Raw genomic sequence first — 25682 nt, forward strand, 5'->3', positions numbered from 1 at the left:
TTATGTTTGGAAAGGTAGTGTGATGTTCTCTGAGTTCAGGTATGAACAATGTGAGAAATGTGGAAAATTAAAGAAGTAATATGAGCAATAGTGAATCTCAAAATAGAAAAGGTAAAGGAGGAAGAAAGCCAAAGTTTGATTATACAAGCGAGGACTTTCTTTCTCTCGTGGAATCGTATGCCAAAAAGGGATTCACTGACAAGGAAATAGCCTATGCCATAGGGATTTTACCACAAACTTTCTGCGAAAAGAAAAGTGAGTACACCGAAATATCCGAAGTCTTAGCGCGTGGGCGCGCGACAATCAATGCCACTGTAAGGGCTAAATTCCTTGCAATGGCTCTCGGTGGCATAAAAACCAAAAGCACCGTGGTAAGAAAGCTCCGTGATTCAGAGGGAAATTTGACAGGTGAGGATGAATTACAAGTTAGCGAAAGCGAGTTGGCTCCTAATTTGCAAGCAATGTCCGTTTGGCTGTACCACCATGATGAAGATTGGAGAAAGATTGAACGCAAGCAGGATGAAGATGCTGATATTCCAACAGACATAGAGCACGGCATCAACATTGATTCCTGGATTAAAGACAAGCTGAAATGATAGTACCTCAAGAAATTTACCATCCATTATATGAGGATAAGGAAAAATTTATAATTCTTATCACCGGTGGGCGTGGTAGCGGAAAGTCTTTCAATGCTTCTACCTTTATTGAGCGGTTGACTTTTGAAATGACTCCCGTAGAGAAGATAGTTCATCAGATTCTTTACACCCGTTACACGATGGTTTCTGCCGGTATGTCTATCATCCCCGAAATGATGGAGAAGATAGATTTGGACGGTACCACGAAATATTTCAAGACCACAAAGACGGATATAGTCAATAAGATGACTAAGAGCCGTATAATGTTCCGAGGCATCAAGACTTCTTCCGGGAACCAGACAGCAAAACTGAAATCCATTCAAGGCATTACGACTTTTGTCTGCGATGAAGCGGAAGAGTGGACAAGCGAAGATGAGTTCGACAAGATAATGCTCTCCATTCGCAAGAAGGGTATTCAGAACCGGATTATTATCATAATGAACCCATGCGATTCCAATCACTTCATCTACAAGAAATACATTGAGAAAACTCACAAGCTGGTAGAGATTGATGGTGTGCAGGTTCAGATTTCCACTCATCCGAATGTGCTCCACATTCATACGACTTACTTTGATAATTTGGAGAATCTTTCACCGGAGTTTCTAAAAGAGGTAGAGGATATAAAGGTGAGTAATCCTGAAAAGTATGGTCATGTGGTTATCGGCCGGTGGGCTGACGTTGCAGAAGGTGCTGTGTTCAAGAAGTGGGGAATTGTGAAAGAGTTCCCGCAGGAATGTAAAAAGGTAGGAATAGGGCAGGACTTCGGCTTTACTAATGATCCTTCCGCTGCTGTAAGATGTGGCATTATTGATAACCGTTTGTATGTTGATGAACTTTTCTATGAAACGGATATGCTTTCGTCGGCTATTGCCAATAGGTTAAAGCCTTTCTCTATGAAAGTTTTTGCCGATTCGCAAGACCCTCGATTGATTCAAGAGATAAAGAACAGAGGCGTGAATATCTATCCGGTAGATAAGTTTCCCGGCTCCATCAAAGCGGGTATTGATAAGATTAAAGACATGGAGTTCTTTGTAACAGAACGCTCTTACAATATTATTACTGAACTTCGGAAATATGTTTGGGATAAAGATAAGGATGGAAACTACATCAATGAGCCAGTAGATGAATATAATCATTTGATGGATGCTATTAGATATTATGTATTGGGTTGTTTGCTTGGACGCATTTTGAAGCCGAAAGATTTAACTGGAATATTCACACACTAAAAATATAAGCTATGCCATTGAATTTAGAAGAAATATTAGCATTGCCCGATATCGGGCAGAAGATAAACTACCTGAAGAAAGGTAGGAAGACTGAACTTCCCGACTGTTGTAAACTTTGGGACGATTGGAATCCGGAACGCCATGAAATTATGGTTGACAAAAAGAAGTATCCGGACAGAAAGGTTCTTGAAAAAGAAGCTGAGAAGCACTTCGATGAAAAAACTGGTAAGACTTATGAAATCGAAGCAAAGTATAAAACAGAACCAGTGAACCGTATCTCCATTCCATTGGAACAGGATATAGTGAACATTCAAACTGCTTTCACGGTCGGCACAGAACCGTCTATGGATTGCACTCCGACTGATGATGATGAAAAGAAGCTGCTGGATGCGGTAAAGGCTGTATTTAAATCCAACAAAATCAAATACCAAAACAAGAAGATTGTCCGTGCCTGGCTCTCCGAACAAGAAGCGGCAGAATATTGGTATGTTACCGATGATGATTCGTTTTGGGCGAAGTTCTGGAAAAAAGTAAAGACTACGTTCGGTGGCAAGGTAAAGCCCACCAAGAAACTGAAAAGTGTGTTATGGTCTCCATTCAAAGGTGATAAGCTATACCCGTTCTTTAACGATGAAGGTAAAATGATTGCTTTCTCACGTGAGTATAAAAAGAAGCTCATGGATGATTCGGAGGTCATCTGCTTTATGACTATCACGGACAAAATGGTTTATCAATGGGATTTGTCTAAAGGATATGAAGAAAGAACGCCTTTTGCTCATGGATTCCCAAAACTACCGGTTCTCTATGCTTATCGTCCTGAACCTTATTGCAAAAAGATAAAGACTTTTCGGGTTCGGTTGGAGAAATTATTATCCAATTATGCAGATTGCATCGATTATCATTTCTTCCCTTTATTGAAACTTATCGGTGACGTGGAGGGTTTCATGGGTAAGGTTAAGGATAGAATGGTCAAACTTACAGGTGAAGGTGCGGATGCCCAGTATCTGACGTGGAACCAAGTTCCGGATACGGTACGTTTTGAAGCAGAAACACTCACCAATATGGCTTATGATATGTCAAACACTCCAAGAATATCCTTTGAGACGTTGAAGGGGGTAGGCAAAGCATCAGGAACCGCTTTCCGCTTTATGTTCATGGGTGCACACATGGCGGTAGAAAATCACGGTGAGGTTATCGGCGAGTTTTTACAGCGGAGAGTAAATTTCATTGTTTCCGCTTTAGGCTCTATCAATCCAACCGAGTTTAGCAAGGCATCGCAAACCATTGACATAGAAACAGAACTGGTTCCATATATGATTGATGATTTGAATGATAAGGTGACTACTGCCGTTTCCGCTGTCAGTGGTGGCATCTGGTCAACGCGTGAGGGAATCATGTTTGCCGGGAATGCTGATAGGGTAGAAGAGGAGCTTGCAGAAATCAAGGAGGAGCAAGCGGCAAAGAATGAGCAAATCGGAAATAAGGGACAGAAAAATGCCTCTTAGTCAGAAAAATTATGGGGATTATAATTTTAGTACAAGAAAAATAGAATATTTTGCGGCAACATCAAAGAATTGCCGCTAATTTTTTGCTTGAATAGTTGTAGGTAATTAAATAATTACCTATATTTGTAGGGTAATCAATAGAGAAAGGTATGCCAACGATATTTATTTTATTTGGTTTTCGTTTTATGTTTTACGCTAATGACCATGAGCCTATACATGTTCATGTAATCAAAGGGGATGTAAGTGCTAAATTCACTTTATTTCCAGTTACATTAATCAAAAATAATGGCTTGAAGTCATCTGAACTGAAACTTGTAGAATCAGTTATAGAAGAAAATCAAGAAGTAATAGCAGAGCATTGGAATAAATTTTTTAATAAATCAAAATAAGTGGTTATGGAAAATATCATAGTTGAAAAGGTATGGTTAACTGATACGGAGGTATGGATACGTACCACTGACGGGAAGGAGGCATGTGAGAAGTTTTCAGATTTCCAAAGGCTGAAATGGGCTACTCCTGCGCAGCGCGCAAATTTCACAACGAGCCATGACGGAATACATTGGAGAGAGCTTGATGAAGATTTGAGTTTTGAGGGATTCTTTCGGGAAAGGAAATCCAATCCTCTTTATGATTTATTTATAGCTCATCCTGAATTGAATGCTGCTGCCATAGCACGACGTTTAGGTATTTCTCAGAGTTTGTTTGCTCAATATGTAAGTGGAACAAAGAAGCCGTCTAAGAAACGTTTTGAAGATATTATAGAAACAATACGTTCAGTAGGGCGTGAATTAATGGCTGTACCGGCATAAGTTACAATACTTTATTTAGGCGTGATTCCATTCGGTTTCACGCCTTTTTTATATCATTTTACAACAACCGCTTCATTGTTGTGTATCACCTATCTGATAATTTTTCACCTTCTTTATAAATAACGAAATTTACCGTAGAAATTTATAAATCAAATTCATACGGTATGACAATCTTAGAACAAATCTTGGCAGGGCTACAACAGAAATTCGCTGGGGTGGACACTGCTATCTTAACCCGAATCGCTACTAAAAAGGCAGAGGGTGTAACGGACGAGACAAAGGTAAACTCCATTGTTGAGGGTATTAGTTTTTCGGACGTGCTTAATTCCTATGGTGATTTCCGTGCCGGGGATGCTTCCAAGACCGCAGTTTCCAACTACGAAAAGAAGCATAACCTTAAAGACGGTAAGCCAATCGAGACTACCACAACCACCAAAACGGAAGAGAATAAAGACGATGTGCCTGCATGGGCGCAAGCTTTAATTGACTCCAACAAGAACCTTTCTGATAAGCTAACACAGTTAGAAACGGAAAAGGCTCAAGCAACACGTAGCCAGCAGATTTTGGCAAAGGCAAAGGAGTATGGTATTCCCGAAAACTACGCCAAACGATGCGCCATTAAGGACGATGAGGACTTGGACGCATACTTCAAGGACTTGAAGCAGGAGTTTGCGAATGACGGCTTTAAGGGTGTAGTTCCTCCAGATACAGCAAAAAAAGAACTGGAGAATGAGACTCAGGCGTTTGCGAAAATGATTGCAGACGACACTAAAGAAATTGTAGAACAACAAAAACAGTGATTTTATGGCAGCAGGATTTAAGTATAATCTTGAACCGGAAGTTGAGCAGGAAGAACGCTACGACGTAGAAACCGGACGCAGACGCAGAGGTCCGTACAAGTTGGACACAACCAATCTCGTTGTCGGCTCGTACTTGCCCTCATTCACACCGATTGCAGCTGACTTGGTGAAGAAAACATCCCAAGTGGCTATCCGTGTGGAAGTATATGAGAAGTTTACGACAGGCTCCAATACCACATTGAAAATCAAGAAACGTTCTTTGGCTTACAAAGGTATGCACTTGGGTAACGGTGCGCATGGAGCGACAATCAACGCTATTGACAAGGCTGACAAAGCTTTTGATAAGCTGACGTTAGCGGCAGACTTTGGAGAAAATCTAGAAGCTGGAACAGTTCTTTACGAAGCGACAGCCGCAGACGGTACAACGCCCAAAGTTATCGCAAATTCAGCTCTGTATGAAAGGAAGCAGGTAGAGGATGGCATAGTATTGGTTTCCCTTTTGATGCGTGCGTTTGAAATCGAACCGACCAAGCTGGTAATGCCTTTCGCAGATATTGACAAGGCGAATATGCCGCACTTCCAGTTTAATGCTCAGGATGTCAAACAAGAAAAAGATACTGTATCAATTCCTAAGGCTTCTTCTAGTCAGGACGGTTTGATGAGTAAGGAAGATAAAGCCAAATTGGATGGGGTTGCAGCACAAGCTAACAAGTATACTTTAACAGCAGCTACGCCTTCTGCTCTTGGAGGTGTAAAGCAGGCAGCCAAAGTGAATGATGCATCTGGTACGGTGTCGGTAGAAAACTTTAACGGATTATTGACAGCGTTGAAAAACGCAGGTATAATGGCAAAATAAAGAAAGGAGGACTAATATATGATGCTAACTATTCATACATTGTTTAATGACCCGAACATTGTAAATGCAGTGATTCAGCGTGTCCTCAAGACAAGAAAGGACACAATTTATTGGCAGCAGTATTTGGGCTTCCGTAGGACTACTACTCGTGTATTTAAAGACTACATCGGTCAGGTTACTGGTGTGATGGCTGGTTCCATCAACTCCCGTTATGGCGAAAAGCCTATCCGTGAACGTAGAAATATCGGTTCGGGATATGGTGAGATTGCTTATTTGGGCGATAGATACCAAATCTCCATTGACCGCTTGTCGGATTTGCAGGATTTGATAGACAAGTATAATGCCGCCAAACCGGAAGACCAGAAAGCAGCCATGCGTGACATCGTGGACTTCATCTATGACGATTACCGTCAGGTATTGCTGGCACCGCACAAGCGTATGGACATTATCGTAGGCTCTCTGTTGATGACTGGAGCAGCAAGCGTGAAGAACAAGGACGACAATGCCGGAGGAATTGACTTATTGAACATCGACTTGCCGTTCAAGTTTATCAAGCCGGACACAGAGGATAAAGACTATTTCGTCACTTACTTGCAGCAGAAACTGAATGAGCTGAAATCTATTTACGGCACATTCCCCAAGATGATTATGAGCCGTGGCACATTCATCAAGAACATCATCGGTTCAAGCGAGTTCGGTGATAAGTTCAAGATGCAGCTTACAGGCAATGAAATGTATATGTCTACCGGGCTTATCACCTCGCAACTGGCTTCTACCATTTTTACAGGTATCGGACTTCCGGCTATTGAAATCAAGGAAGATTATGTGGTAGACCAAACAGGTAAGAATATCCCCATTTATGCAGATGGTCGTATTTCCCTGCTTCCGCAGGATAAAATCGGTTATATGCGCTTCCACACTCCTTATGAAGCTGTGGATGGTGTACCGGGACGTAATTACACTCAGGCAGATGGCGATATGCTGATTTCAGGTTACAAGGACGGCAATGGTCGCTATCTGGAATACACAGCCGAATGGATTCCGCAGATTGCGAACCCGAACCTGATTGTGAACTTCGATTTGAGTGAGATGAACGCATGACAGTAAACGATTATATATTACAGAAGTTTCAGACCTTCGGCGTTAACTTGTCGGAGGCTGACCTTTTCGATATATGTCTGAACGCAAAGATAAGCGGAGGGGGTGAGATGAACGAGGATTGCCAAACACGGGTGTCGGTGGCAATTGCGAAGTTCATCCCCTCTCTATTGCTTCGTGCCACTTCCATCAGCGAAAGCGGTTTTTCTATGTCTTGGAACATTCAAGGCATTAAGGATTACTATTCATTTCTGTGTAAACAGTACGGTTTGAAAGACGAACTGGGTAACAAACCTAAAGTGACTTTCTTATGATATTCGCCCCACACATATTGCAGGTAAAAGTTATCACCCCGATGGACAAGGATGAGTTTGGCAGACCTATTCCCGGAACAGGTGGTGAATACTGGCAGAAGGTATGCAAGTGCCGTTGTGATGATAACACTACCAAAGAGTTTTCATCTGATAACGGCTCTGTGTATCGTCCGAATTATCATGTAGTATGTGAGAAAAGAATTACTGTCAAGGCTGGTGATGAAGTACGTTGCATGGATGGTGATGGCGTAAGAGGTCAAGGCGAAGTCTACACGGTAAAGAGTACAAACTACTTTAACTACTCGGAATTATGGATGTAGATTTCGATTTCTCAGATGTCGACTCCTTTTTCGATGAAGGAGAATGGGAGGTCGAAAAGAAGATGATTGATGTAGGCGATGAAGCCGTGAAGTACGCGGAGGAACATGGCGATTATCAAGACCACACACTCACTTTGAGAACGTCCAATGATTACGATGTCGATAAAGATGGTTTGACACTGAAAAACGAAGCGGAATACGCATCATTCGTAGAATCTAAGGGATTTGATGTTTTAAGTAGTGCCGCTTTATATGCGGAGAAACGATTAAAAGAAGAATTTGAAAAATGAAATACAGAAAGAAACCAGTAGTAATTGAAGCCATTCGGTTGACAACAGACAACTTCGATGTTGTATGTGATTTTATGGGCGGAACTCCCGTACCGAAACACAATCCCGATTTCGGTATAGACGAGAATGGCAACACCAATGAGCCTTATCTTGGTGTGTACATCGAAACGCTTGAAGGCAAAATGCTTGCAAACTATGGAGATTATATCATCAAAGGAGTAAACGGGGAGTTTTATCCTTGCAAGCCGGACATTTTTGAGAAAACATACGATAAAGCCGATGATTCATCCGTAATGGGCTTCGGTGATGCAATCGAAGTGTTAAAACAAGGTGGGGCTGTTCGTAGAAGTGGTTGGAACGGTAAAGGTTTGATGGTATTCAAACAAGTGCCAGCTCATATCGAAAGCGACATCATCCCTAAGATGCAATCTCTTTCCCAATCAGCAAAAGACCTTATTCTGAGAAGTAAAGGATTCATTGACTATACAAGCCAGTGCCTTATCTACAATGAGAATAACGGACGTGCTGATTCATGGGTTCCGTCTATCAGTGATGTATTTGCCGAAGATTGGGAGATTGTGGAATGATTGTAACTACCGACATAGGAAACATTCTCTACCGGGATTGCAAGGCTTTCGGAATAGCCATAGTGCCGGACGGGGAAACGCTGACGGGTGAATTGACCTCTGAAAGAATCGTTATCCATACGAAGAAACAACAGCCGGGAAAGTATTGGAAGAAATCTTTTGCAGAAGTGAATCTATGTGTACCCAATTTAAGCGAGAATGAAGCGAACACAATCCGGCTTAACGAACTTGAAAGAAAGGCTGACAAGCTGCTTGATGATGTAGTAAGCACCTATGACGGTACAACCTATCGTTACTCTATCGAATCAATTGGCGCGGAAGCGGATACAGCTTTGAAATGCCATTACGTGAATGTGAGAATTTTATTTGAAGTAATAAATGTAAAACTATAAGATTATGATTTCAGCAGTAGGAATAAAAAGAATCTTGTTTGCCGATATTGATAAGGTAACGGCAGACATTACCCCCGAAATCGCAAAGACTTTGATTCAAGCCGCTATCAAAGCGAAAGATGAGGTTTTGAATGTACACGGGGAAACGTGGCAGATTGAGGAAACGGAAGCCTCCGTCACTGGGCACAAGAACCAATTAACGGGAAAGAATTACCGTTACGATGATGCGCCGGGAGAAGTATCGCCCGCTTTCTCTATCGGACAATATGACTGGAAGACCAAGAAAGCGTTCATGGGTGGCGATGTTATTCAGGCAACATCTAAAGATGTAGGTTGGAAGCGTGCTTTGGATAAAGTTATTATCAACAAAGCATTGTTCTGTCTGACCGATGATGATGTCTGGTTCATCTTCCCAAAATGCCGTATTGTTTCCCGTGAAGCCAATACGGATAAGGCAATTGCAATCGCTGTAAAAGGCTTGGTGCAGGAACCGGGAATCGAAGGTGTTTCTTCTGAGTATAACTATGAAGAAGGGCAGATTAAAGCTTTGCAGGCATGAACTACAGTAACCATTGTACCTACTCCTTCCGATGCGACCGTAAAGCTGGACGGTGCAACGGTCAAGTCAAAGCAGGTGAATGCTGGGGCTACCGTTCACTATGAAGTGTCGAAAGTGGGGTACGTCACTCAGTCAGGAGATATTAAAACCACTCCTTCTGAAGTTGATACCACTCTTAAAAAAGAGATAACATTGGTAAAAGCACAAGAGTGATAACCGGGGGATGGATATATACCATTCCCCCTTTTAGTTTAAGAATATGAATCAAGCAGCAAAAACGGTTTCTGATGCTTTGTTAGGGCTGGATTTCATGAATGTGGAGATAGGAGGGATGGTTTATACCATTAAACCTCCTACAATTAAAATTATCTGTCGTGCCATTCATCATTTTTCCGATATCGCCCTGAGAGGAGATAATATCATGGAGGCTATTAAAGAGCTTCCTGAAGCTACTGAAGATATGCTGAAAGGTATTTCATGCTTCATCTGCGGGAATGATAGTTTGGTCAAAGAATTGGAGAACGGCACTTTTGAAGAAGTCAAAGATGCCTTGGAAGTCTGTTTCTCTATGATGGATATTTCGGCTTTTCAGTGTGTCAGCTCGATGAGGAACGTGTCGATGCTGGCAGCAAGACCGAAACAGTAGGAAACGCAACGTTCTTCGGGCAGATAGCCCATTTGATTGATACGCTTCATCTGGGTTATACAGAAGTGTTTGAGATTATCCCTTATAGGAATCTGTTGATGATGCAACGGGATAAACTTCATAGTGTCAGTGGTCAAAAGGTGAATAGAATCAGTGGTAAGGAATTGGCTAATCGTAGGAAAAAGAAATAGATATGGCGAAATTATATTGTTTAACTTTTAAAATTTAAAGCTGAGTCAGGAAAAGGACTAAATCAGGTTGGGATATTGCCCGACAAGCTGCAAGAATTGCAGAGAGACGTTATGGGAGTAATGCAAGTAATCCTAATAATCTTGTGAATCGGATTACAGGGCGGTACTTGGGAAATTTCAACAAGAATGGAACGAGTTGGAATAAGCAGGTTTCTCGTAAGACTTATATGGGAAATGCTAATGGGTAAAGTAAAGTTAAAGCCGGAGGAATCCGGCTTTACTATTATATGAAAATTTCCAATATGGTGACTGGGGAAAGTTTATTTTGTAGAATGTAGCTTTCCGCATCTTCTTTTGAATCAAAGAATTTAATTTTTTCTGCCTCGTGGTATATATCTGAAATATTTGTTAAGCAGTATGTTCCATAAGAGTTTAAAGATAGCACAGAAGAATTTAAAACTCCTTTTATAATATATTTCTTTTCCATATTTTTATTTTTTTAGTTCTAAAATGTCAATAGTGAATCTATTATAATCGGGCAGATTATCATCTAAATTATTAGGACGGCATTCAGCATATCCCGTAGGAACTGAATGTTTTAAATCTGCATCATACACTTTTTCTATCTGAGTAATATAATACTCCTTCCCATTTTGTGTATTTATTACTACATCAGATTCTTTGATTTTTTTTTCGCTCATAGTATTACCTCCTTATTTTATTAAGTTAAGTTTATAATTTTTCCGCTAACTTCTTAATATCCTCCTTACTATTGATAACGTGAGTGCTATCTCCAATTCGGACAGCTCCTATAACTTCATCGGAAGATTTTTCAAATAGGTCTGTTACTTCAACTCCGAGAGCGTCCGCTATTTTGGATAGGGTTTCAATGGTAGGATTGCCTTTTGATAATGTATTAGCTAATGTCGAACGGGCTACCCCCATTTTATCAGCTAATTCCTGTAAGGTGATGCCTTGCATTTTGCAGTGTTCGGTAATTCTTAGATTCATAATCGTGTATTTTAATTTTATACAAAGGTACGTTTCTTTGTTTTTTTGTACTATTATAATAGTATTAAATAAGGTTAATATACTAATTAAATAGTTCTTTCTGTTTTGTGTTATACTATTTAAGTAGTATGTTTGCATCATCAAAGTACAACGAAATAGTATAAATGCTAAAACATACAATTATGAAACGCTACAATTTAAGCAAGATAATGAAAGAAGCCCATCAGATAAAGAAGTACATGAAACTGTATTCTCTTACTCACGGTGTGAAGACTTGGGCAGACTGTTTGAAACTTGCTTGGGCTAACGAGAAAGAACGTATCTCTAAAGAAGAGATAAGAGAGGTAGAGAAGCAAGCTATGAAATCCGCTTTGGCACAACCAACAGAGCGTAGCTCTTATGATGATTTGTCAATACCTCAATCAGTATATTACAATCCGTATAGTTACGGGCATTTCGGTGCTCACTATGTGGGTGATTAAAGTAGAACTTATAGTACTAACACATAAATATAATGAACATGCAAACAGAGATTATTAAAAGGAACAATTCTTCTTCGTATGAAGTTGATTTGATTGAAGTGAGAGAAGGTAAGGCAGTAACTTCCTCATTGGTAGTTGCCGAGTATTTTGGTAAAGCACACAAAGATGTATTGAGAGCTATTAAATCATTGGATTGTAGTGAGTTATTTAACCAGCGCAATTTTGCGCCCGTTGAATATGTCGATAAAAAAGGTGAAAAAAGACCCATGTACTATTTAACCCGTGATGGGTTCACCTTTTTGGCTATGGGATTCACTGGCAGGGTGGCTGCACAATTCAAAGAAGCGTATATTAGCGCCTTCAACGAAATGGAAGAAATGCTTCGCAAGAATGATTGCACCAAGTATGCCGAAAAGATATTCAAGTCCGAACTGAACCGTTTCAATAAACGGTTGAAAGAAACAGCGAAAAGAATGAGAGATGAAAAAGGGTTTGGATATGGTGTTTATGGCGAAATAATGGCAGGTGTCTTTGACTGTGACAAACTTCCATTTCAAGAAAGATTGCGTAATATCTTCTCCCAAATAGGCAACGCTTATGTAGAGGGTTATTATTTGGCAGGTCACTATATAAATGCTGACAATCAAAACAAGCAGATACGCAAGTTGATTTCTGATTTTGAGGGGAAGCTGGTAGAGGGATTCAGGATATATCCGAGTGTATAAATAACACGATTATTCAAAAAGGCAGTCTTCGCACGACTTTAAAGGCTGCCTTATAAATTCCATAGTTATGAACCTCAAAGCAAGACCGCCGCCTTTAAGGCTATTCAACGAGAATCTGAGAACATAGTCATTAATTAAAACAGCAAGAAATGAGTAAACGATTTGCTATTGCCGTTTTACCCAAAGAGAAGCAACAGGGGGGGTAAAGTACGGTTTAAAGATTGAAAAGCCCTCTGCATTGGGCAATGTGTATGGGTTGACCGAAGAAGAACTGAAAGAACTTCGTGGATTGATAGACAATGTATTGACTAAATGATTATGAAACAGATAAAAATCAGACCACCGCCAAAAACTTTACGACAATGAAACGATTGTCGTGTTATGGTAAAGTGAAAATCTCTCTCTTACACGATTATATAATAAGTTTGCAAACAGAAACAACGCAGCTATCCTCACGGCTGAAAAATATAACCCCGCCATTGGTAAGAAGTGAGGAGCTTGCCTTTGGTGGGGTCTAATTTTTAAAACTGTGTAAAAGTATGAATAATATTCAGATTTTCCAAAATGAGCAGTTCGGAAAAGTGAGAATTGCGATGAATGAGAGTGATGAACCTTTGTTTTGCTTGGCAGATGTATGCAATGTTATAGGCATTGCTAACGCAAGAAATGTCCGGTCAAGGCTTGAAGAAGATGATGTCCACCAAATGGACACCATAGATTCGTTAGGTAGAAATCAACAAGTTACATTTATAACCGAAAGCGGTTTATATGATGTGATAATTCGCAGTGACAGTGAAAAAGCAAAGCCGTTTCGCAAATGGGTAACGAGCGAAGTTTTGCCTTCAATCCGCAAACATGGTGCATACATGACGCAAGAGACACTTGAAAAGGCTTTGACCTCACCCGATTTTCTGATTCAGCTTGCAACCAACTTGAAAGAAGAAAAACAGAAGCGTATCGAAGCCGAACAGAAGATTCAGAAAGATGCACCTAAAGTCCTTTTTGCCGATGCCGTTTCAACTTCTCAACGTTCTTGCTTGGTTGCTGAATTAGCAAAGATACTGCAACAAAATGGAGTGAATATCGGTCAGAACCGTTTGTTTAGCTGGATGCGCGAGAATGGTTATCTTTGCCAAAAGGGTGACTACTACAATCAGCCAACGCAGAAAGCTATGAAATTGGGGCTTTTTGAATTGAAGAAAACCACCATCACCAAGCCGGACGGCTCTGTATTGGTCACTACTACTACCAAAGTGACTGGTAAGGGGCAAATTTACTTCGTAGAAAAGTTCTTAGGTAAAGATGCTGCTTAAATAATAATGCGCACCTCATTAGGTTGGGGTGCGCTGTCTCGTCTTATTTTGATTTATTCCAGTATCTGTCAAACAATTCTATTTCATCCCTATTGAATATACCAATAGGTGATATTCCTCCAGGTATGATACATTCAAATTTCCCATCATCCGTTATATTGACCACCTTTAATTGACGTTCATTTTTTAATTCTACAACCAAATCTTCTATTTTAATATCACTTTCTGATTTATCTTTATCACATATAGGTTTGCTATTCGATTTTTTGATATAATCTTTAACCATAACTTTAATTTCCGAAATATCATTCGTCATCCCCCATATTTTGAAAAATAGAATGATTTGAAGTATTCCAAACACAATGATGATGATTGATACAATGTTTAATGTAGTTTCCATAATGATTAACTTTAATATTGATAAACAAAAATATCTCAAAAATCAATCATTCCCAATTATTTCACGACAATTATTCCGTTGTCGCATATTAAATATTTGAAATATTGCTGGATAACTTGTGTTTGTCGAACTTAGCACAAATGAAAAATAATGGAGTTTAGAGGAGATACATCAGGATTAGATGAATTGCTTGAAAGTGTAGATGATAAGTATTATAATACTCTTTCTCAAATAGGGAGAGACGCCACCCGAAATGCAAAGATTAACAAGACTTATGAAAATAGGACTGGTAACTTGAATAATGCAAATGGGGGGTGTGTTGTCCGTAATGGGAAAATAGTAGATATGTGGGTGGAATCAGACGGTTCTCATTCCGAAGCGGTAAGAAATACAGAGAATCTTCTGATTTATTCCGAAAAATCAAAGGATGGGCTTTATTTGGCTAACGGTCAGCCTTATGCAAGCTATGTCGAAAGTAAAGGATTTGAAGTTATTATGACTAATGGCATCTTGTATGCAGGTAGGCAAATAGAAAAAAAACTATAATATGGCAGGAATTATATCAAATGTAGACGATGACGTTCAGAAGTTGCGTAAACTAAAGAACGAGATAGAGAATGTAAAGAAAGCATTGATGGGTATTAATATCACAGTGGATATTGATATTGCAAAGGGATTGCAATCGCAGCTTACCTCTTTGATTGGGCAATATGATGCGTTGGTGGATAAAATTGCGGCAACGGAAGGGAAAATAATGCTTTCGGTCAGTCGAATCAATAAAGCTACTGAAAAGATTGTTCAAGCGCAGGAGAAAGTATCTAAAGTCGTTAATGCTCCTGCACAGATAGGTGATGCAAATACACAGACTAATACGGCTGAAACAGCAAGCATTCAAGCACAAGCAAAGGCTTATGATGATTTGAAAACCAAGATTAACGATATTCTTGGAACAAGGGATGCCAATATCAAACGAATGGTAGAGGAAATGAATGCTATCCGTCTGATTAATGCTGAAATTAAGAAAATCAATAAATCACAAGGGGAATCATCTTCTTTATCTTCTGCCCAACAAAAGCGGCTTGAACAGTTAAACAATTCATTATTGACACATAAAACCGCTTTGTCGGAGGTGAGACAAGCGTTGAATAATAATGCCAAACTTGATAATGTAGCCGCCACTTCCATGAACGGGTTATCCCAGTCTTTATCAAGAATGAGAATAGCCTATCGCGAATTGACAGAAGAAGAGCGCAATTCTCCTTTTGGTAAAGAATTGCTTGCGTCTATTCAACAAGCGGATACAAAAATAAAGGAACTTGATGCCACTATTGGCAATCATCAACGTAATGTAGGTAATTATGGTAAGCAGTGGAATGGGCTTAGTATGTCTATTCAGCAAGTAGGACGCGAACTTCCTTCTTTGGCTTACGGTCCAAAAGTCTTTTTCTCTGCTATATCGAATAATATTCCAATTTTAGCAGATGAAATTAAACGGGCGAGAACTGAATATAAACTATTGAAGGAGTCGGGGCAGGCGGCTACTCCGGTGTGGAAACAGGTTGTATCCTCTTTGTTTAGCTGGCAGTCTGTATTGACCGTTGGAATTACACTGCTTACTTTATACGGTGATAAAGTAGTGGATTGGGTTGCTGGTTTATTTAAAGCTAAGGATGCCTTACAAGACGTAGCCTCTTATCAACAGAATCTTAGTAAGATTATGTCTGACAGTGTTAAAGATTCAGTGAGGGAGCGTGTGGAACTCGACACTTTATACAAAGCGACACAGAACCATACGAAATCACTGAAAGAAAGGAACGCGGCTGCTGATGAGCTGAAAAAGAAATATCCTTCATATTTCAGCAATCTGACAAACGAGGCTATTCTTGCAGGTAATGCTGCTTCCGCATACAAGAATCTAACGGATAATATACTAAAAGCGTCGCAGGCAAGGGCTGCGATGAAAATTATAGAAGAAAATTACAATAAAATATACCAGTTACAGAAAGCCATAAACGCAGATACTAATTGGACTAATAGGAATAGGGAAAGTACAAAAGGGGGAACGGCAACTACAACCGTAGTTGTTGGTTCGTCAGTAACCGGGTATACACAAAGCGGTCAGGTTTTGACTAAGGAGGCTGCTGAATACAATCGAAGAACAGACGCTCTGAGAAAGAATAAAGAAGCCGTTGAACTATTGAATAAGGCCAATGAGGAATTGGCTAAGTCAATAGATATTGTGGCATTGACGGAAGACATTACTGGTAATGAACAAGAAACAGAAGCCGAAAAGCTCCGCAAGCAAACAGACAAATACAATGCCCTCCTTGATAAGCAATCATTAGAACAGCAACGTTCTGCCGAAGATTTGCAGATGGAAGTTGATGAAGCCCGAATCAAAGCTATGGATGAAGGTTCTGCCAAGACTATCGCTGAAATGGAACTCAACTTTGAAAAGGAGATGCAGGCTATTGACCGACAAAAAGAAGATGCTTTGCGGAAGAAAGTTGAGGATGCTCGCGCTGCATGGGAAGCTAATCCGAAGAATAAAGGCAAGTCTTTTAATGCCACCGATATAAAGCTGTCTGATGATGAGCAAAACTATTATGATGAACTATACAAGACAGCCATTATCAGTAATGAAAAGATATATAAGGATTTGGCAGAGCGCTATTTGTCTTATGCCGATGAACGTCTTGCCATTGAAAAGAAATTTAATGATGATATTTCAATATTACAGGAAGCCCGTAAGAAAGCGGAAACCAAAGGTGATGCTAGTGAAATAGCCCAAATAGACCGAAGCATTGAGAAGCGTACAGAAATCAAGAATGAAGATATATTCAAACTTGATGCTGAACAATTCAAGAAAAATATGAATTGGGAACAAGTCTTTGGTAATCTTGACAAGGTTTCTACTGATACTTTGAAAAAGTTGAAAGCGAACCTTAAAGACTTTATATCATCTCAAAAGGATTTATCTCCTGAAAGCCTTAAAGAACTGGTAGATGCTATTGAACGGATTGATGATAAGGTTTCAGAACGTGATCCTTTTGAAACTATGTCTATTTCTTTCAAATCCCTCAAAGAAGTCACGGATGCACAGCGTGAAGCACAGAAAGCGTATAACAAAGCTTTGGAAGAAGGTACTGATGAAGAAAAGAAGAATGCCAAAGCCACCCTTGAAAGTGCAAAGAACAGCAAGCAGAAAGCCCTATATGAAGCCACGGATGCTTTACATAAAGGAATTAATGAGATAGGGCAATATGTCGATGCCGGTAATCAAGTTATCGGTATCATGGAAACGCTTGGTATAAAAACACCTGAATGGATGGAAGGAACAATGTCCGGTTTTGGTGAGATGCTGAACGGACTTGGAAATATCGACTTGATGAAGCCTATGTCTATCATCACCGGTAGTCTACAAACCGTTAAAGGGGCTTTGACTTCTGTTATTTCTTTGGGAGGGTTAATACCGGGTTTGGGTGGTGCCGATTATTCCCACTATAATGAGATGGTCGAGGAATATAACAAACTCAATGAGATATGGGATGAGCTGATAGACAAGAAGCTGGAGTACATCAACACATCTTACGGAGCAGAAGCGGACAAGGTAGGCAAAGAGGCTCTTGAACTTGTCAACAAGAGCATTGAGGCGTACAGAATACTTGGGCGTGAACGATTAAACTCCGGTGCGTCTGCCGGTTCTCATTCCATTGGCAAGCGCATGGCAAAGAACACCTCGTCAAGCGACTGGCAGGACATCGCCAGAGCGCTCGATATGTCTGTCAAAGACGCCAAGGATTTTATAGGTACCGGACGCATGACGGGATTGTTTGACCTAACTACTGAACAGTTGGAGAAACTAAAGTCAGAAGCGCCTACTTTTTGGGCTAAATTAGATGGCGATGTGAGAGATTATCTTGATAAGATTATCGAGGGAGAGGAACGTATTGAGGAAATCCATAATCAGATAAACGAGCAGCTTACACAAACCACATTCGATGGTGTGTACAGTAATTTCATAGATACCCTTATGAATATGAAGGCATCGTCTAAAGATGCTGCCGAAGACATTTCGGAATACTTCATGCAAGCTATGCTCTCCGAGCAGATAGGCACACTTTATCAGGACAAGCTAAAGAAGTGGTATGAGAAGTTTGCAAAGGGTATGGAGGATGGTTCTTTGACGGAATCCGAAAGAAATGCGTTGAACAACGAGTATATGGGCTACATTGAAGAAGCGATGAAGCTCCGTGACGAGCTTGCCGCAGCCACCGGATATGACAAGATTTCGCAAGAATCAACATCCCAGTCTTCAGCTTCCAGAGGGTTCGGTACTGAAATGACACATGAAGATGCAGGAGAATTAAGCGGTAGGTTTACTGCTCTGCAGATAGCAGGAGAAGAGATAAAGAATCAAAATATCATTCAATCTCAATCGCTTAATTTACTAACAGTAAAAGCTGATGCTCTACTTTCCATAAATACGGAAACAAGGAATATCGCTGATGATACGCGAGATTTGATAGCACAATCTTATCTTGAATTGGTACAGATTACGGAAAATACAGGAGCTATTGTAAAACCAATCATTCAAATTCAGAAAGATATGGCAGAAGTGAAAAACAATACATCTAAATTATAAACTATGTCAGATTTATTGATAAATACCCAAGACGCCTACACAACATGGGGGGTAAGAATGGGAGAGGGCTTTCTTGATGTACTTGGTGCATCATCACCCATGAAAGAATTTATAGAGAATAAGTCCCGGTTAGAACATGGAAAACGTGTGATAATCAATAATCCTAAAGTCGATGAGAGGGAAATAACACTTTCTTTTACAATTGAAGGAAACTCCCAGTCCGATTATCAATCAAAGAAAAAAGCTTTCTTCGATGAGCTTTATAAAGGCAAGATTGATATTCAAGTCCCGGCTAATAGTAGCGAGATTTATCATCTTATTTATACTGGCAAGAGTGTCACTTACGCACAGAGTTTAGACCGAACTTTCGGAAAAATTTCAGCCAAGTTCAACGAACCGAATCCGGCAAACAGAAATTAAATTCCAACAATAGAGAGATTGTTGCGTATATGAGTGCTCAAAATTGGGCACTCTTTTTTTTATCTCCGAACTTTGAAGACGTGGAACAAATCGACATCAAAGACATATCCGGTGCTATCCTGCTTACTACCCTTCCCAATGAAGGCTGCAAGCGTAAGTCTACTCTTATGAAGGAGGACTACATCACGTTAAAGTTCTCCTTGGAGAGTCCTATATTCTTCAAACTTGGTTCATACGTGGAGTGCGACTTCGGGCTGTTCGAGGTGTGCGACTTGCAGAAGCCGGTATTCAACACCGATAACGCAGGCTACGACTATGAGTTGCAGCTTGACGCCCACTACTGGAAATGGAAAAACAAAATCTTTAAATATACCCCCGAAGTGGCCGGGCAGGAAGCGTCCTGGAATCTCACCGCTTCACTTGATGTTCAAGCCGGTATAGTCCTTAGAAATTTAAAAGCTCTTGGTTACAAATACAAAGGACAAGATTTTGTTTTCTCCATTGACAGCACTGTAGAGAATAAGGCGCTACTGATGACTTATGACAACATCAACATCCTTGACGCCTGCTTCTCTATGGCAAAGAAATGGGATTGCGAATGCTGGGTGACTGAAAACATCATCCATTTCGGACGTTGTGAGTCTGGCGATGCGGTGGATTTCGAGATTGGGAAAAACGTGCAGGAAATGCCACGATCAGAATCCCGGTCCACCTACGCCACCCGTATCTATGCTTTCGGCTCAACAAAGAATATCCCATCTGACTACCGCCCCGTTGATGAGACTGTAGTACTGAACGGCGTGGTGCAAAAACGCTTAATGTTGCCCGAAGGAACTCCGTACATAGACGCTTATCCTGGTATGACCATCGAGGAAGCCATCGAACAAGTGGTTATCTTCGATGAGATCTATCCCCGAAGGGGCGGCACGATGTCGGACATTACCACCAAGGAATACACTGACAAAATAGAAAATGCCGACGGGACTACCACTGAAAAGAAGTGGAATGCCTACCGTTTCAAGGATACTGGCATTACCTTCTCAAAGGACTATATCCTTCCCGGTAATGAATTGAAAATCACTTTCCAATCCGGCAAGTTGAATGGTATGGAATTCGCTGTGACATTCGACCCTGAGGGAAAGCCGGAGAAACTGGAGAACGGTAGCTGGAACCCTGAGGCACAGCTTTGGGAGATAGTCAGGAATGAGGACTACGGCAGACCGCTTCCGGATGGAGTGCTTATCCCCGAAAATGGTGATACTTACATCTTATCGGGCTGGAATCCCATGAAGATAGCTGAAATGGGACTGGTAGCAGAAGCACAGTTGGAGTTAAAGGACAAAGCCGATAAGTACGTTGCCAAATCAAAGATAGACCCTTCTACATATAACTGTAAGATGATGTCGGATGTCGCATATAGTGAGGACGGCATTCACAACCTCTACAGCATCGGTCAAAAGGTCAACCTTATCAACAAGGCCTATTTCGAGAACGGAAGGCAGTCAAGGATTATCGGATTTGAATTCAATCTTGACCTGCCTTATGATTCCCCTATATATACTGTCGGGGAAACCGCTGCCTATTCCCGTATTGGGGAGCTGGAGGAGAAGGTTGAGAGCCTTACTCTGAAGGGACAGACCTATACTGGCAGTGGTAGTAGTGGTGTGTATGTGATAAGAAGGAATGACTCTACACCGGCCACGGATAATAACGTGTTTTCGGCATTGCGTTCCTTGGCTATGTTCCTTCGCAAAGACCAGTCTGACGGCACAAATTTTCTGTTGAAGTTCGGCGAGTTTATCGACTCGATGGTCGCGGGCAAGGGTGCCGGAATATTCCCTGACGGCCGTATGCAGCTGTCCCGCCTCGAGGTCCGCGACAGCCTTACCGTCCTTGAGCTTATCTTCAACCGTCTCTCCGCCATGGAAAGCGACTATTCATTCTCCGAGTCCGGTACCATCGAAAGTGTATCGCAGCTTGAAGACGGCACATACAGCCTGAAGATGAAGAAACGGTGGGATAACGACTTTACTGCACTGGCAGAAAACGATGTTGTATATGGTGTTGTCAATGACCTTGCATCAGGTGGCGGCAAGTATTATACCTCCTGGCTACGTGTCTTGCATGTTGACATCTCAGCCAATACGATCAACGCTGTGATGTACCCTGATAGCGAGGTGCCGGGTGGCAAGAATTATCCTCCTGAGCCGTTGATGATATTATCACACCGTGGCAACCCGGTTGATACTGAACGGCAGGGTTATTGGTATCTGTCATCCCGTGAGCATTGTATCTGCATGCTTAACGGGGTCACAAAACCCGTCCTTGAGGAAAGCAACTATTCGGTGATCGTCGGCAGGCTGAAGCATCTGTCTCTGTTCGACAACCTGCCCATCAACTACCTGCACTCTTATATCTACGTTCGGGGATTGGTAGCGCAGGACATCCACCGCATCGACTTCCAAGGCGTATTGCCCCGCATCGCCAACGACCGTGGCGAGTGGAGCATGGAGACCGCCACGGGAGCAGAACCCTACCAAGCCGACCGCGAGGCACAGACCGAGACTGTACGTGTGATGATGTACGATACCGTGTGGCACTACGGATGCAAGTGGATGTGTCTTGTTTCCGGCACTACCGACGAACCCCAATACGGTTCCGCATCCTGGGCAATGATCGAGGGCAATCCGGATTTCAGCATCGATATAGAAAGCTCCAATGGCTGGTACTTCGATGCGGAGCGTTTTGCGACCACCCTCACCATTACCGGTGAGCTGTACAACCGTGACGTGACGGCGCATATCCTTGACAGTGATGTGGAGTGGACGCGCGACACGGGCAACGTCACCGAGGACAACGCCTGGGCGGTCGCACACGCGGAAACCGGCAAGTCGCTGCCGCTGACGGTCAACGACCTCGGTCCCAACTATATGAACATGACCGGGTGCAAGTTTATCGCAAGGGTGCTGCTGCGTGACGGGCAGAATAATTATGAGACAATGAATTATATAACTTTCTAATTATGCAGACTATACAGAAGAAGATAGAGGTCAACTACCGCCCTCTCCAGACCAGCGGCGGGATAGAGGTTGTCGGCAGCGTACCGGACGTGCAGGTGTACCAGGCTGACAAGGCCGAGTACACTCCGGACTACACGCTTACCCCCCTGACGCTGTTCCCCCGGTGCAATGCCACCGACCCGGATGCGGTGACCAAAGTGGGCGCGGTCAACGCGTCATTGGTCAACATGAAGTGGTACGAGCGCTTGAACGGTGTGCGGACATTGATTACATCTGCCAACAAGAGCTATGTCATTACCGAGACCGGAGCCGAGAAGGGTAAGATACAAGTGAAAAAGAATACCGTTCCCGGCAGTCCGGTAACACTGGAGTTCTACGCCGAGTATGTCGATGCGAAGCGTACCGGACAGACGCACGTCTACCGTTTCAGCCGTCTTGTTCGCGCCGTAGATGGCAGCGAAGCACAGCCTAAGCTGGTGATTGATTCTCCTTCTTCTTTGGATTGGAATCCTTGCCGTGATATATCAAAACATATCATTACCGCCAAGCTGCTTGTCGGCGATGTAGATGTCACAGCAACCAACAAGTGCAAGTTCTTCTTCTATCGGAAGCTGAATACGGGCGCACTGGAGCAGATTACCGACGGTAACGGCGACAATGACTGGGAGTTCGTATCACTGACAAAGAACGTGCTTACCATAGACCGGGACTATATCGGCCACGAACAGACCTACGTTGTGAAAGCATCGTACTCGAAGGACGGTGCTCCTTCATCCAAGCCGGACAGTGACATAGACTATGTCTCCACCACCATCCGCAGGCGTATTCCCAGCATCGAGATTGACTGGGAGGGATTTCCGCAGCAGGTGGCAGACGGAACCAAGATGATATACCCGAAACCGGTCATCCGTGATACGGCAGGGATTGTCCCCAATCCCCAGGCCATCCTTGAGTGCGAATGGTACACGAAGGCGGCCGGCGCCTCCTCATACGTGCTGGCCGCTGCCGGGTACTCGCCCTCCATCCCATGCACCGACGGCATGATGCTACAGCTGAAGGTGATTGACAAGGGCCCGTATGCGGCGGTGGTGACATCTGACGGCAAGTACGTGACGGATGACAGCGGTAAGTTTATAGTGGCAAGGAAAAGGGATGTTTAATTTCTAATAATTTGTGATATGGCATTTTATATCAAGGTTACAAAGCAAGTTGCGGACAAGCTGGGAGTGGCGGGAATCCGCAACAGCACTGCCGACGGCAATGTGCTGTTATGGCAGGCCGATGTGGCAGGCTTTCCCGGCGATACGGTATTCGACCGGGCGGCAGTAGTCGGGGGCGTGTGCCTTTCCCCGCAGCAGGCCAAGGGTGAGATAGACGGCGTGGAAGATCCGGTGGAGGTCGCCACTCCGGAGGGTTTCATGGATAAAGACGGGGAGGAGGTGACCGATGAGCGTAGCGAGTAAGGTCGGGCAGGTAATCTTTTCGCAAAAGTCTGGCGTTTACATGCCAGCGATTATGTGCGACAAAGGCGACCTCTATCAAGAGTATGATGGTGAATCGGGGGCTCCGACAAACATAGCCCCCGACTTCACCACGATGAAGCCGACGCTCTCCTTCCTTCTCACCTCCTCACGGGTGGCTGAGGGGATTGTGGTGCCCTCAGCCATCAGGTGGTATTTCAATGACGTCGAGATCAAGTTCTCGGGTAACGTCTCCACAAACACGTTCGGCGGCGAGACGGGGCATTTCAAGTTCATTCCATATAAAGCAGGCACTACAAACTATTACGGGCTTCAGATCGTGAAGAACCTGGTGAAGGCGTCATCCGGTGCGAGCTGCAGCGTCAAGGCGGTGGCTACGGTGACCGTGGGCAACGTGTCGGATGAGGTGCAGTTCGTCTACAGCATCCCTATCACCAAGGGTGTGGGCAACCAGAACGTGGTGACCATCGTTTCCGGAGATGACAAATACTTTGCCATCCGTGAGAAGGGAGGCAGTGTCGTTCTCACGGCGATGGCGCGGCGTGGAGCGTCAGAGATCACCTCCGGACTGACCTACAAGTGGTCCAGGATGGTTAACGGTACCTGGCAGACACTCGTCGACCAGACTGGCAAGAGTCTGACCGTCACGGACAGCCTGGTTGACACTACGGGCATCTTCAAGGTGGAGGTGTCGCAGGGCGGCAATCTGATAGGCCTTGACACGCAGACGGTGATGGACTTGTCAGACCCCTACGACATCATAACTAATCCCAATCCCGAGGATGAGACGATTGTTTCCGGTTCCGGAGGTTCGGTGACTTATACGCCTATCCTTGTCAAGCGGGGACAGACCACGAAGGCAATGAATATGCTGTTCTATTTTGTCTTTATGGATTCGGCAGGGGTCATTCTCAATCCGGCTACGGCGAATGTGGCGGCGGCAAGCGGTACCTGCACCGAAGCGATGTGCCAGCAGGCAGGCGGCAATGTTTCATGGACATTCTCAACGGCAGCATGATATGGTAAAGAAAGCGTTGGCAAGCAAGACGGGAGAAGTGAAGTATCTCCAGCAGGGACCGGTCGGCCCGCTGGTCTATCCGACCGGGGAGTACGCGGCATCCGTATCCTATACCCGTACCCCACTGTCCGCACCCATGGTGCTGTGTGAGGGGCAGTATTACGTATTGAACAAGGAGGGCACTTTTAAGAATATTAATCCGAAAAAGGACTATGCGGCCAACGGCAGCAAGGCCACCTGGGTGCTGATGGACAAGGTCAGGTATTCGTTCGTCGAGATTCTGATGGCGAACTTCGCAAAACTGGCGAGCGCCGTATTCTACGGGCAGTACATGTTCTCCCAGTACGGGGTGAGAGCGGACGGTTCGGCCGTGGAGACGGAGGGCGGGTACAAGGACTTCAATTACAGTGATCCGATGAATCCGGCGAACGGGTTCAGGCCGAACCTGCTGATTGACTTCTTGAGGGGGATCTTTTATGGAAGAAATGTCGAGGTTGACGGCGGCGTGTTCAGAAACATCAGGTCCCCCAACGGTGCATTCCGAATAGAGGATAACGGTGACATTAAGATTATCGGCAAGTTCTCCACTTCACTGAATGGAACGAGAATCGAGTTGGATCCGGATACCAACTCCATCAGGATGTACAACCAGAACAATAGTGTTATCGGTGAAATCAAGTTTATGGAAGAGCAATGGAATGGAAACATCAATTACCTTCCTATGGTCAGATTGAGGAACTACCATAACAGTGAGGAATTTGGCGATACTATTCTGCGAGCAGGCTCGATTATGATTAATGACTCGTCGTTGGGAAATGATGTATACAGTGCTCTCATAAATCCATCCATCGGGTTGGCGTTTTCCAAGAATGGGGTGGAAACGAAACGCTATTCGAACAGTTGACAAAATAAGATAATTATTAACAAAACGAGAATAAA

The 25682-nt window shown here is 42.9% G+C and carries 30 protein-coding genes; 26 read left to right on the forward strand and 4 right to left on the reverse strand.

Annotation, left to right across the window (positions count from 1 at the left end; genetic code table 11):
- The first annotated feature begins 80 nt into the window (after window positions 1–80).
- The 15 genes from EYA81_RS18440 to EYA81_RS18515 all read left to right on the forward strand — a co-directional run bounded on the left by EYA81_RS18440 (window position 81) and on the right by EYA81_RS18515 (window position 10037).
- Window positions 81–596, forward strand: a complete 516-nt coding sequence (locus EYA81_RS18440; protein ID WP_119961660.1) for a hypothetical protein — start codon at window positions 81–83, stop codon at window positions 594–596.
- Window positions 593–1861: a PBSX family phage terminase large subunit gene (locus tag EYA81_RS18445; RefSeq protein WP_118930767.1), complete on the forward strand. Its 1269-nt coding sequence runs from the start codon at window positions 593–595 to the stop codon at window positions 1859–1861. The genes EYA81_RS18440 and EYA81_RS18445 overlap by 4 nt, the downstream gene beginning before the upstream one ends.
- 11 nt (window positions 1862–1872) lie before the next feature.
- The gene (locus EYA81_RS18450; RefSeq protein WP_131226306.1) at window positions 1873–3366 is read left to right on the forward strand and encodes a phage portal protein; all 1494 of its coding nucleotides are present in this window, start codon (window positions 1873–1875) and stop codon (window positions 3364–3366) included.
- Window positions 3367–3515: 149 nt separating this feature from the next.
- The gene (locus tag EYA81_RS18455) at window positions 3516–3755 is read left to right on the forward strand and encodes a DUF4160 domain-containing protein (RefSeq protein WP_005824559.1); all 240 of its coding nucleotides are present in this window, start codon (window positions 3516–3518) and stop codon (window positions 3753–3755) included.
- Between the two features lie 6 nt (window positions 3756–3761).
- A complete protein-coding gene (locus tag EYA81_RS18460; RefSeq protein ID WP_005837049.1) occupies window positions 3762–4175 on the forward strand; it encodes a DUF2442 domain-containing protein in 414 nt (137 codons plus the stop codon).
- Window positions 4176–4339: 164 nt separating this feature from the next.
- Window positions 4340–4975 (forward strand): hypothetical protein, encoded by a 636-nt coding sequence (locus EYA81_RS18465; protein WP_131226308.1) that lies wholly within the window; start codon window positions 4340–4342, stop codon window positions 4973–4975.
- A 4-nt stretch (window positions 4976–4979) separates the two neighbouring features.
- Complete coding sequence (locus EYA81_RS18470; protein WP_131226309.1) at window positions 4980–5831, forward strand: head fiber protein; 852 nt, start codon at window positions 4980–4982, stop codon at window positions 5829–5831.
- Between the two features lie 18 nt (window positions 5832–5849).
- Window positions 5850–6932 (forward strand): hypothetical protein, encoded by a 1083-nt coding sequence (locus EYA81_RS18475; protein ID WP_007849521.1) that lies wholly within the window; start codon window positions 5850–5852, stop codon window positions 6930–6932.
- On the forward strand, window positions 6929–7243 hold the full coding sequence (locus tag EYA81_RS18480; RefSeq protein ID WP_008666886.1) for a DUF6706 family protein: 315 nt from the start codon (window positions 6929–6931) through the stop codon (window positions 7241–7243). Before EYA81_RS18475 ends, EYA81_RS18480 begins: the two co-directional genes overlap by 4 nt.
- On the forward strand, window positions 7240–7563 hold the full coding sequence (locus EYA81_RS18485) for a hypothetical protein (protein ID WP_032944332.1): 324 nt from the start codon (window positions 7240–7242) through the stop codon (window positions 7561–7563). Before EYA81_RS18480 ends, EYA81_RS18485 begins: the two co-directional genes overlap by 4 nt.
- On the forward strand, window positions 7554–7853 hold the full coding sequence (locus EYA81_RS18490; RefSeq protein ID WP_007759428.1) for a hypothetical protein: 300 nt from the start codon (window positions 7554–7556) through the stop codon (window positions 7851–7853). The genes EYA81_RS18485 and EYA81_RS18490 overlap by 10 nt, the downstream gene beginning before the upstream one ends.
- Window positions 7850–8440: a DUF2829 domain-containing protein gene (locus EYA81_RS18495; protein WP_227186820.1), complete on the forward strand. Its 591-nt coding sequence runs from the start codon at window positions 7850–7852 to the stop codon at window positions 8438–8440. Before EYA81_RS18490 ends, EYA81_RS18495 begins: the two co-directional genes overlap by 4 nt.
- Window positions 8437–8832, forward strand: coding sequence for a hypothetical protein (locus EYA81_RS18500; RefSeq protein ID WP_131226311.1), 396 nt, complete (start codon window positions 8437–8439; stop codon window positions 8830–8832). Before EYA81_RS18495 ends, EYA81_RS18500 begins: the two co-directional genes overlap by 4 nt.
- A gap of 4 nt (window positions 8833–8836) precedes the next feature.
- Window positions 8837–9391 (forward strand): hypothetical protein, encoded by a 555-nt coding sequence (locus EYA81_RS18505; protein ID WP_131226312.1) that lies wholly within the window; start codon window positions 8837–8839, stop codon window positions 9389–9391.
- 259 nt (window positions 9392–9650) lie between these two features.
- Window positions 9651–10037, forward strand: a complete 387-nt coding sequence (locus tag EYA81_RS18515) for a hypothetical protein (protein ID WP_131226314.1) — start codon at window positions 9651–9653, stop codon at window positions 10035–10037.
- Between the two features lie 474 nt (window positions 10038–10511).
- Here the strand turns inward: EYA81_RS18515 and EYA81_RS18525 are convergent, their stop codons facing one another.
- From EYA81_RS18525 to EYA81_RS18535, 3 genes are read right to left on the reverse strand one after another with little or no spacing between them, the layout of a single operon-like run.
- Entirely contained in the window at window positions 10512–10715 is a 204-nt protein-coding gene (locus tag EYA81_RS18525; protein ID WP_131226315.1) for a hypothetical protein, read from the reverse strand.
- A 4-nt stretch (window positions 10716–10719) separates the two neighbouring features.
- Window positions 10720–10929, reverse strand: a complete 210-nt coding sequence (locus EYA81_RS18530; protein ID WP_131226317.1) for a hypothetical protein — start codon at window positions 10927–10929, stop codon at window positions 10720–10722.
- Window positions 10930–10960: 31 nt separating this feature from the next.
- The gene (locus EYA81_RS18535) at window positions 10961–11239 is read right to left on the reverse strand and encodes a helix-turn-helix domain-containing protein (protein WP_131226318.1); all 279 of its coding nucleotides are present in this window, start codon (window positions 11237–11239) and stop codon (window positions 10961–10963) included.
- A gap of 182 nt (window positions 11240–11421) precedes the next feature.
- Between EYA81_RS18535 and EYA81_RS18540 the strand changes: the two genes are divergently transcribed.
- The 3 genes from EYA81_RS18540 to EYA81_RS18550 all read left to right on the forward strand — a co-directional run bounded on the left by EYA81_RS18540 (window position 11422) and on the right by EYA81_RS18550 (window position 13759).
- Entirely contained in the window at window positions 11422–11721 is a 300-nt protein-coding gene (locus tag EYA81_RS18540; RefSeq protein WP_131226320.1) for a hypothetical protein, read from the forward strand.
- Between the two features lie 38 nt (window positions 11722–11759).
- Window positions 11760–12446 carry a Rha family transcriptional regulator gene (locus EYA81_RS18545; protein WP_207389418.1) on the forward strand — a complete coding sequence of 229 codons (687 nt, stop codon included), beginning with the start codon at window positions 11760–11762 and terminating at the stop codon, window positions 12444–12446.
- Between the two features lie 539 nt (window positions 12447–12985).
- Entirely contained in the window at window positions 12986–13759 is a 774-nt protein-coding gene (locus tag EYA81_RS18550; RefSeq protein WP_131226323.1) for a phage antirepressor KilAC domain-containing protein, read from the forward strand.
- Window positions 13760–13802: 43 nt separating this feature from the next.
- Here the strand turns inward: EYA81_RS18550 and EYA81_RS18555 are convergent, their stop codons facing one another.
- Window positions 13803–14159, reverse strand: coding sequence for a hypothetical protein (locus EYA81_RS18555; protein WP_131226325.1), 357 nt, complete (start codon window positions 14157–14159; stop codon window positions 13803–13805).
- Between the two features lie 150 nt (window positions 14160–14309).
- On the opposite strand from EYA81_RS18555, the gene EYA81_RS18560 reads away from it, so the two are divergent.
- The 8 genes from EYA81_RS18560 to EYA81_RS18595 are packed head-to-tail and all read left to right on the forward strand — an operon-like array spanning window position 14310 to window position 25647.
- Window positions 14310–14705 (forward strand): hypothetical protein, encoded by a 396-nt coding sequence (locus EYA81_RS18560; RefSeq protein WP_131226327.1) that lies wholly within the window; start codon window positions 14310–14312, stop codon window positions 14703–14705.
- 1 nt (window position 14706) lies between these two features.
- Window positions 14707–18804 (forward strand): hypothetical protein, encoded by a 4098-nt coding sequence (locus EYA81_RS18565; protein ID WP_131226329.1) that lies wholly within the window; start codon window positions 14707–14709, stop codon window positions 18802–18804.
- Between the two features lie 3 nt (window positions 18805–18807).
- Entirely contained in the window at window positions 18808–19224 is a 417-nt protein-coding gene (locus tag EYA81_RS18570) for a hypothetical protein (RefSeq protein ID WP_131226330.1), read from the forward strand.
- Between the two features lie 29 nt (window positions 19225–19253).
- Window positions 19254–22244 (forward strand): hypothetical protein, encoded by a 2991-nt coding sequence (locus tag EYA81_RS18575; protein WP_242672397.1) that lies wholly within the window; start codon window positions 19254–19256, stop codon window positions 22242–22244.
- A 2-nt stretch (window positions 22245–22246) separates the two neighbouring features.
- The gene (locus tag EYA81_RS18580) at window positions 22247–23404 is read left to right on the forward strand and encodes a hypothetical protein (RefSeq protein WP_131226332.1); all 1158 of its coding nucleotides are present in this window, start codon (window positions 22247–22249) and stop codon (window positions 23402–23404) included.
- 18 nt (window positions 23405–23422) lie between these two features.
- Window positions 23423–23707: a hypothetical protein gene (locus EYA81_RS18585; RefSeq protein WP_131226333.1), complete on the forward strand. Its 285-nt coding sequence runs from the start codon at window positions 23423–23425 to the stop codon at window positions 23705–23707.
- Window positions 23708–23747: 40 nt separating this feature from the next.
- A complete protein-coding gene (locus EYA81_RS18590; protein WP_242672398.1) occupies window positions 23748–24743 on the forward strand; it encodes a hypothetical protein in 996 nt (331 codons plus the stop codon).
- 1 nt (window position 24744) lies between these two features.
- The gene (locus EYA81_RS18595) at window positions 24745–25647 is read left to right on the forward strand and encodes a hypothetical protein (RefSeq protein ID WP_131226336.1); all 903 of its coding nucleotides are present in this window, start codon (window positions 24745–24747) and stop codon (window positions 25645–25647) included.
- Window positions 25648–25682 lie beyond the last annotated feature (35 nt).

The organism is Bacteroides sp. A1C1 (assembly GCF_004328515.1).
Lineage (GTDB): Bacteria > Bacteroidota > Bacteroidia > Bacteroidales > Bacteroidaceae > Bacteroides > Bacteroides uniformis.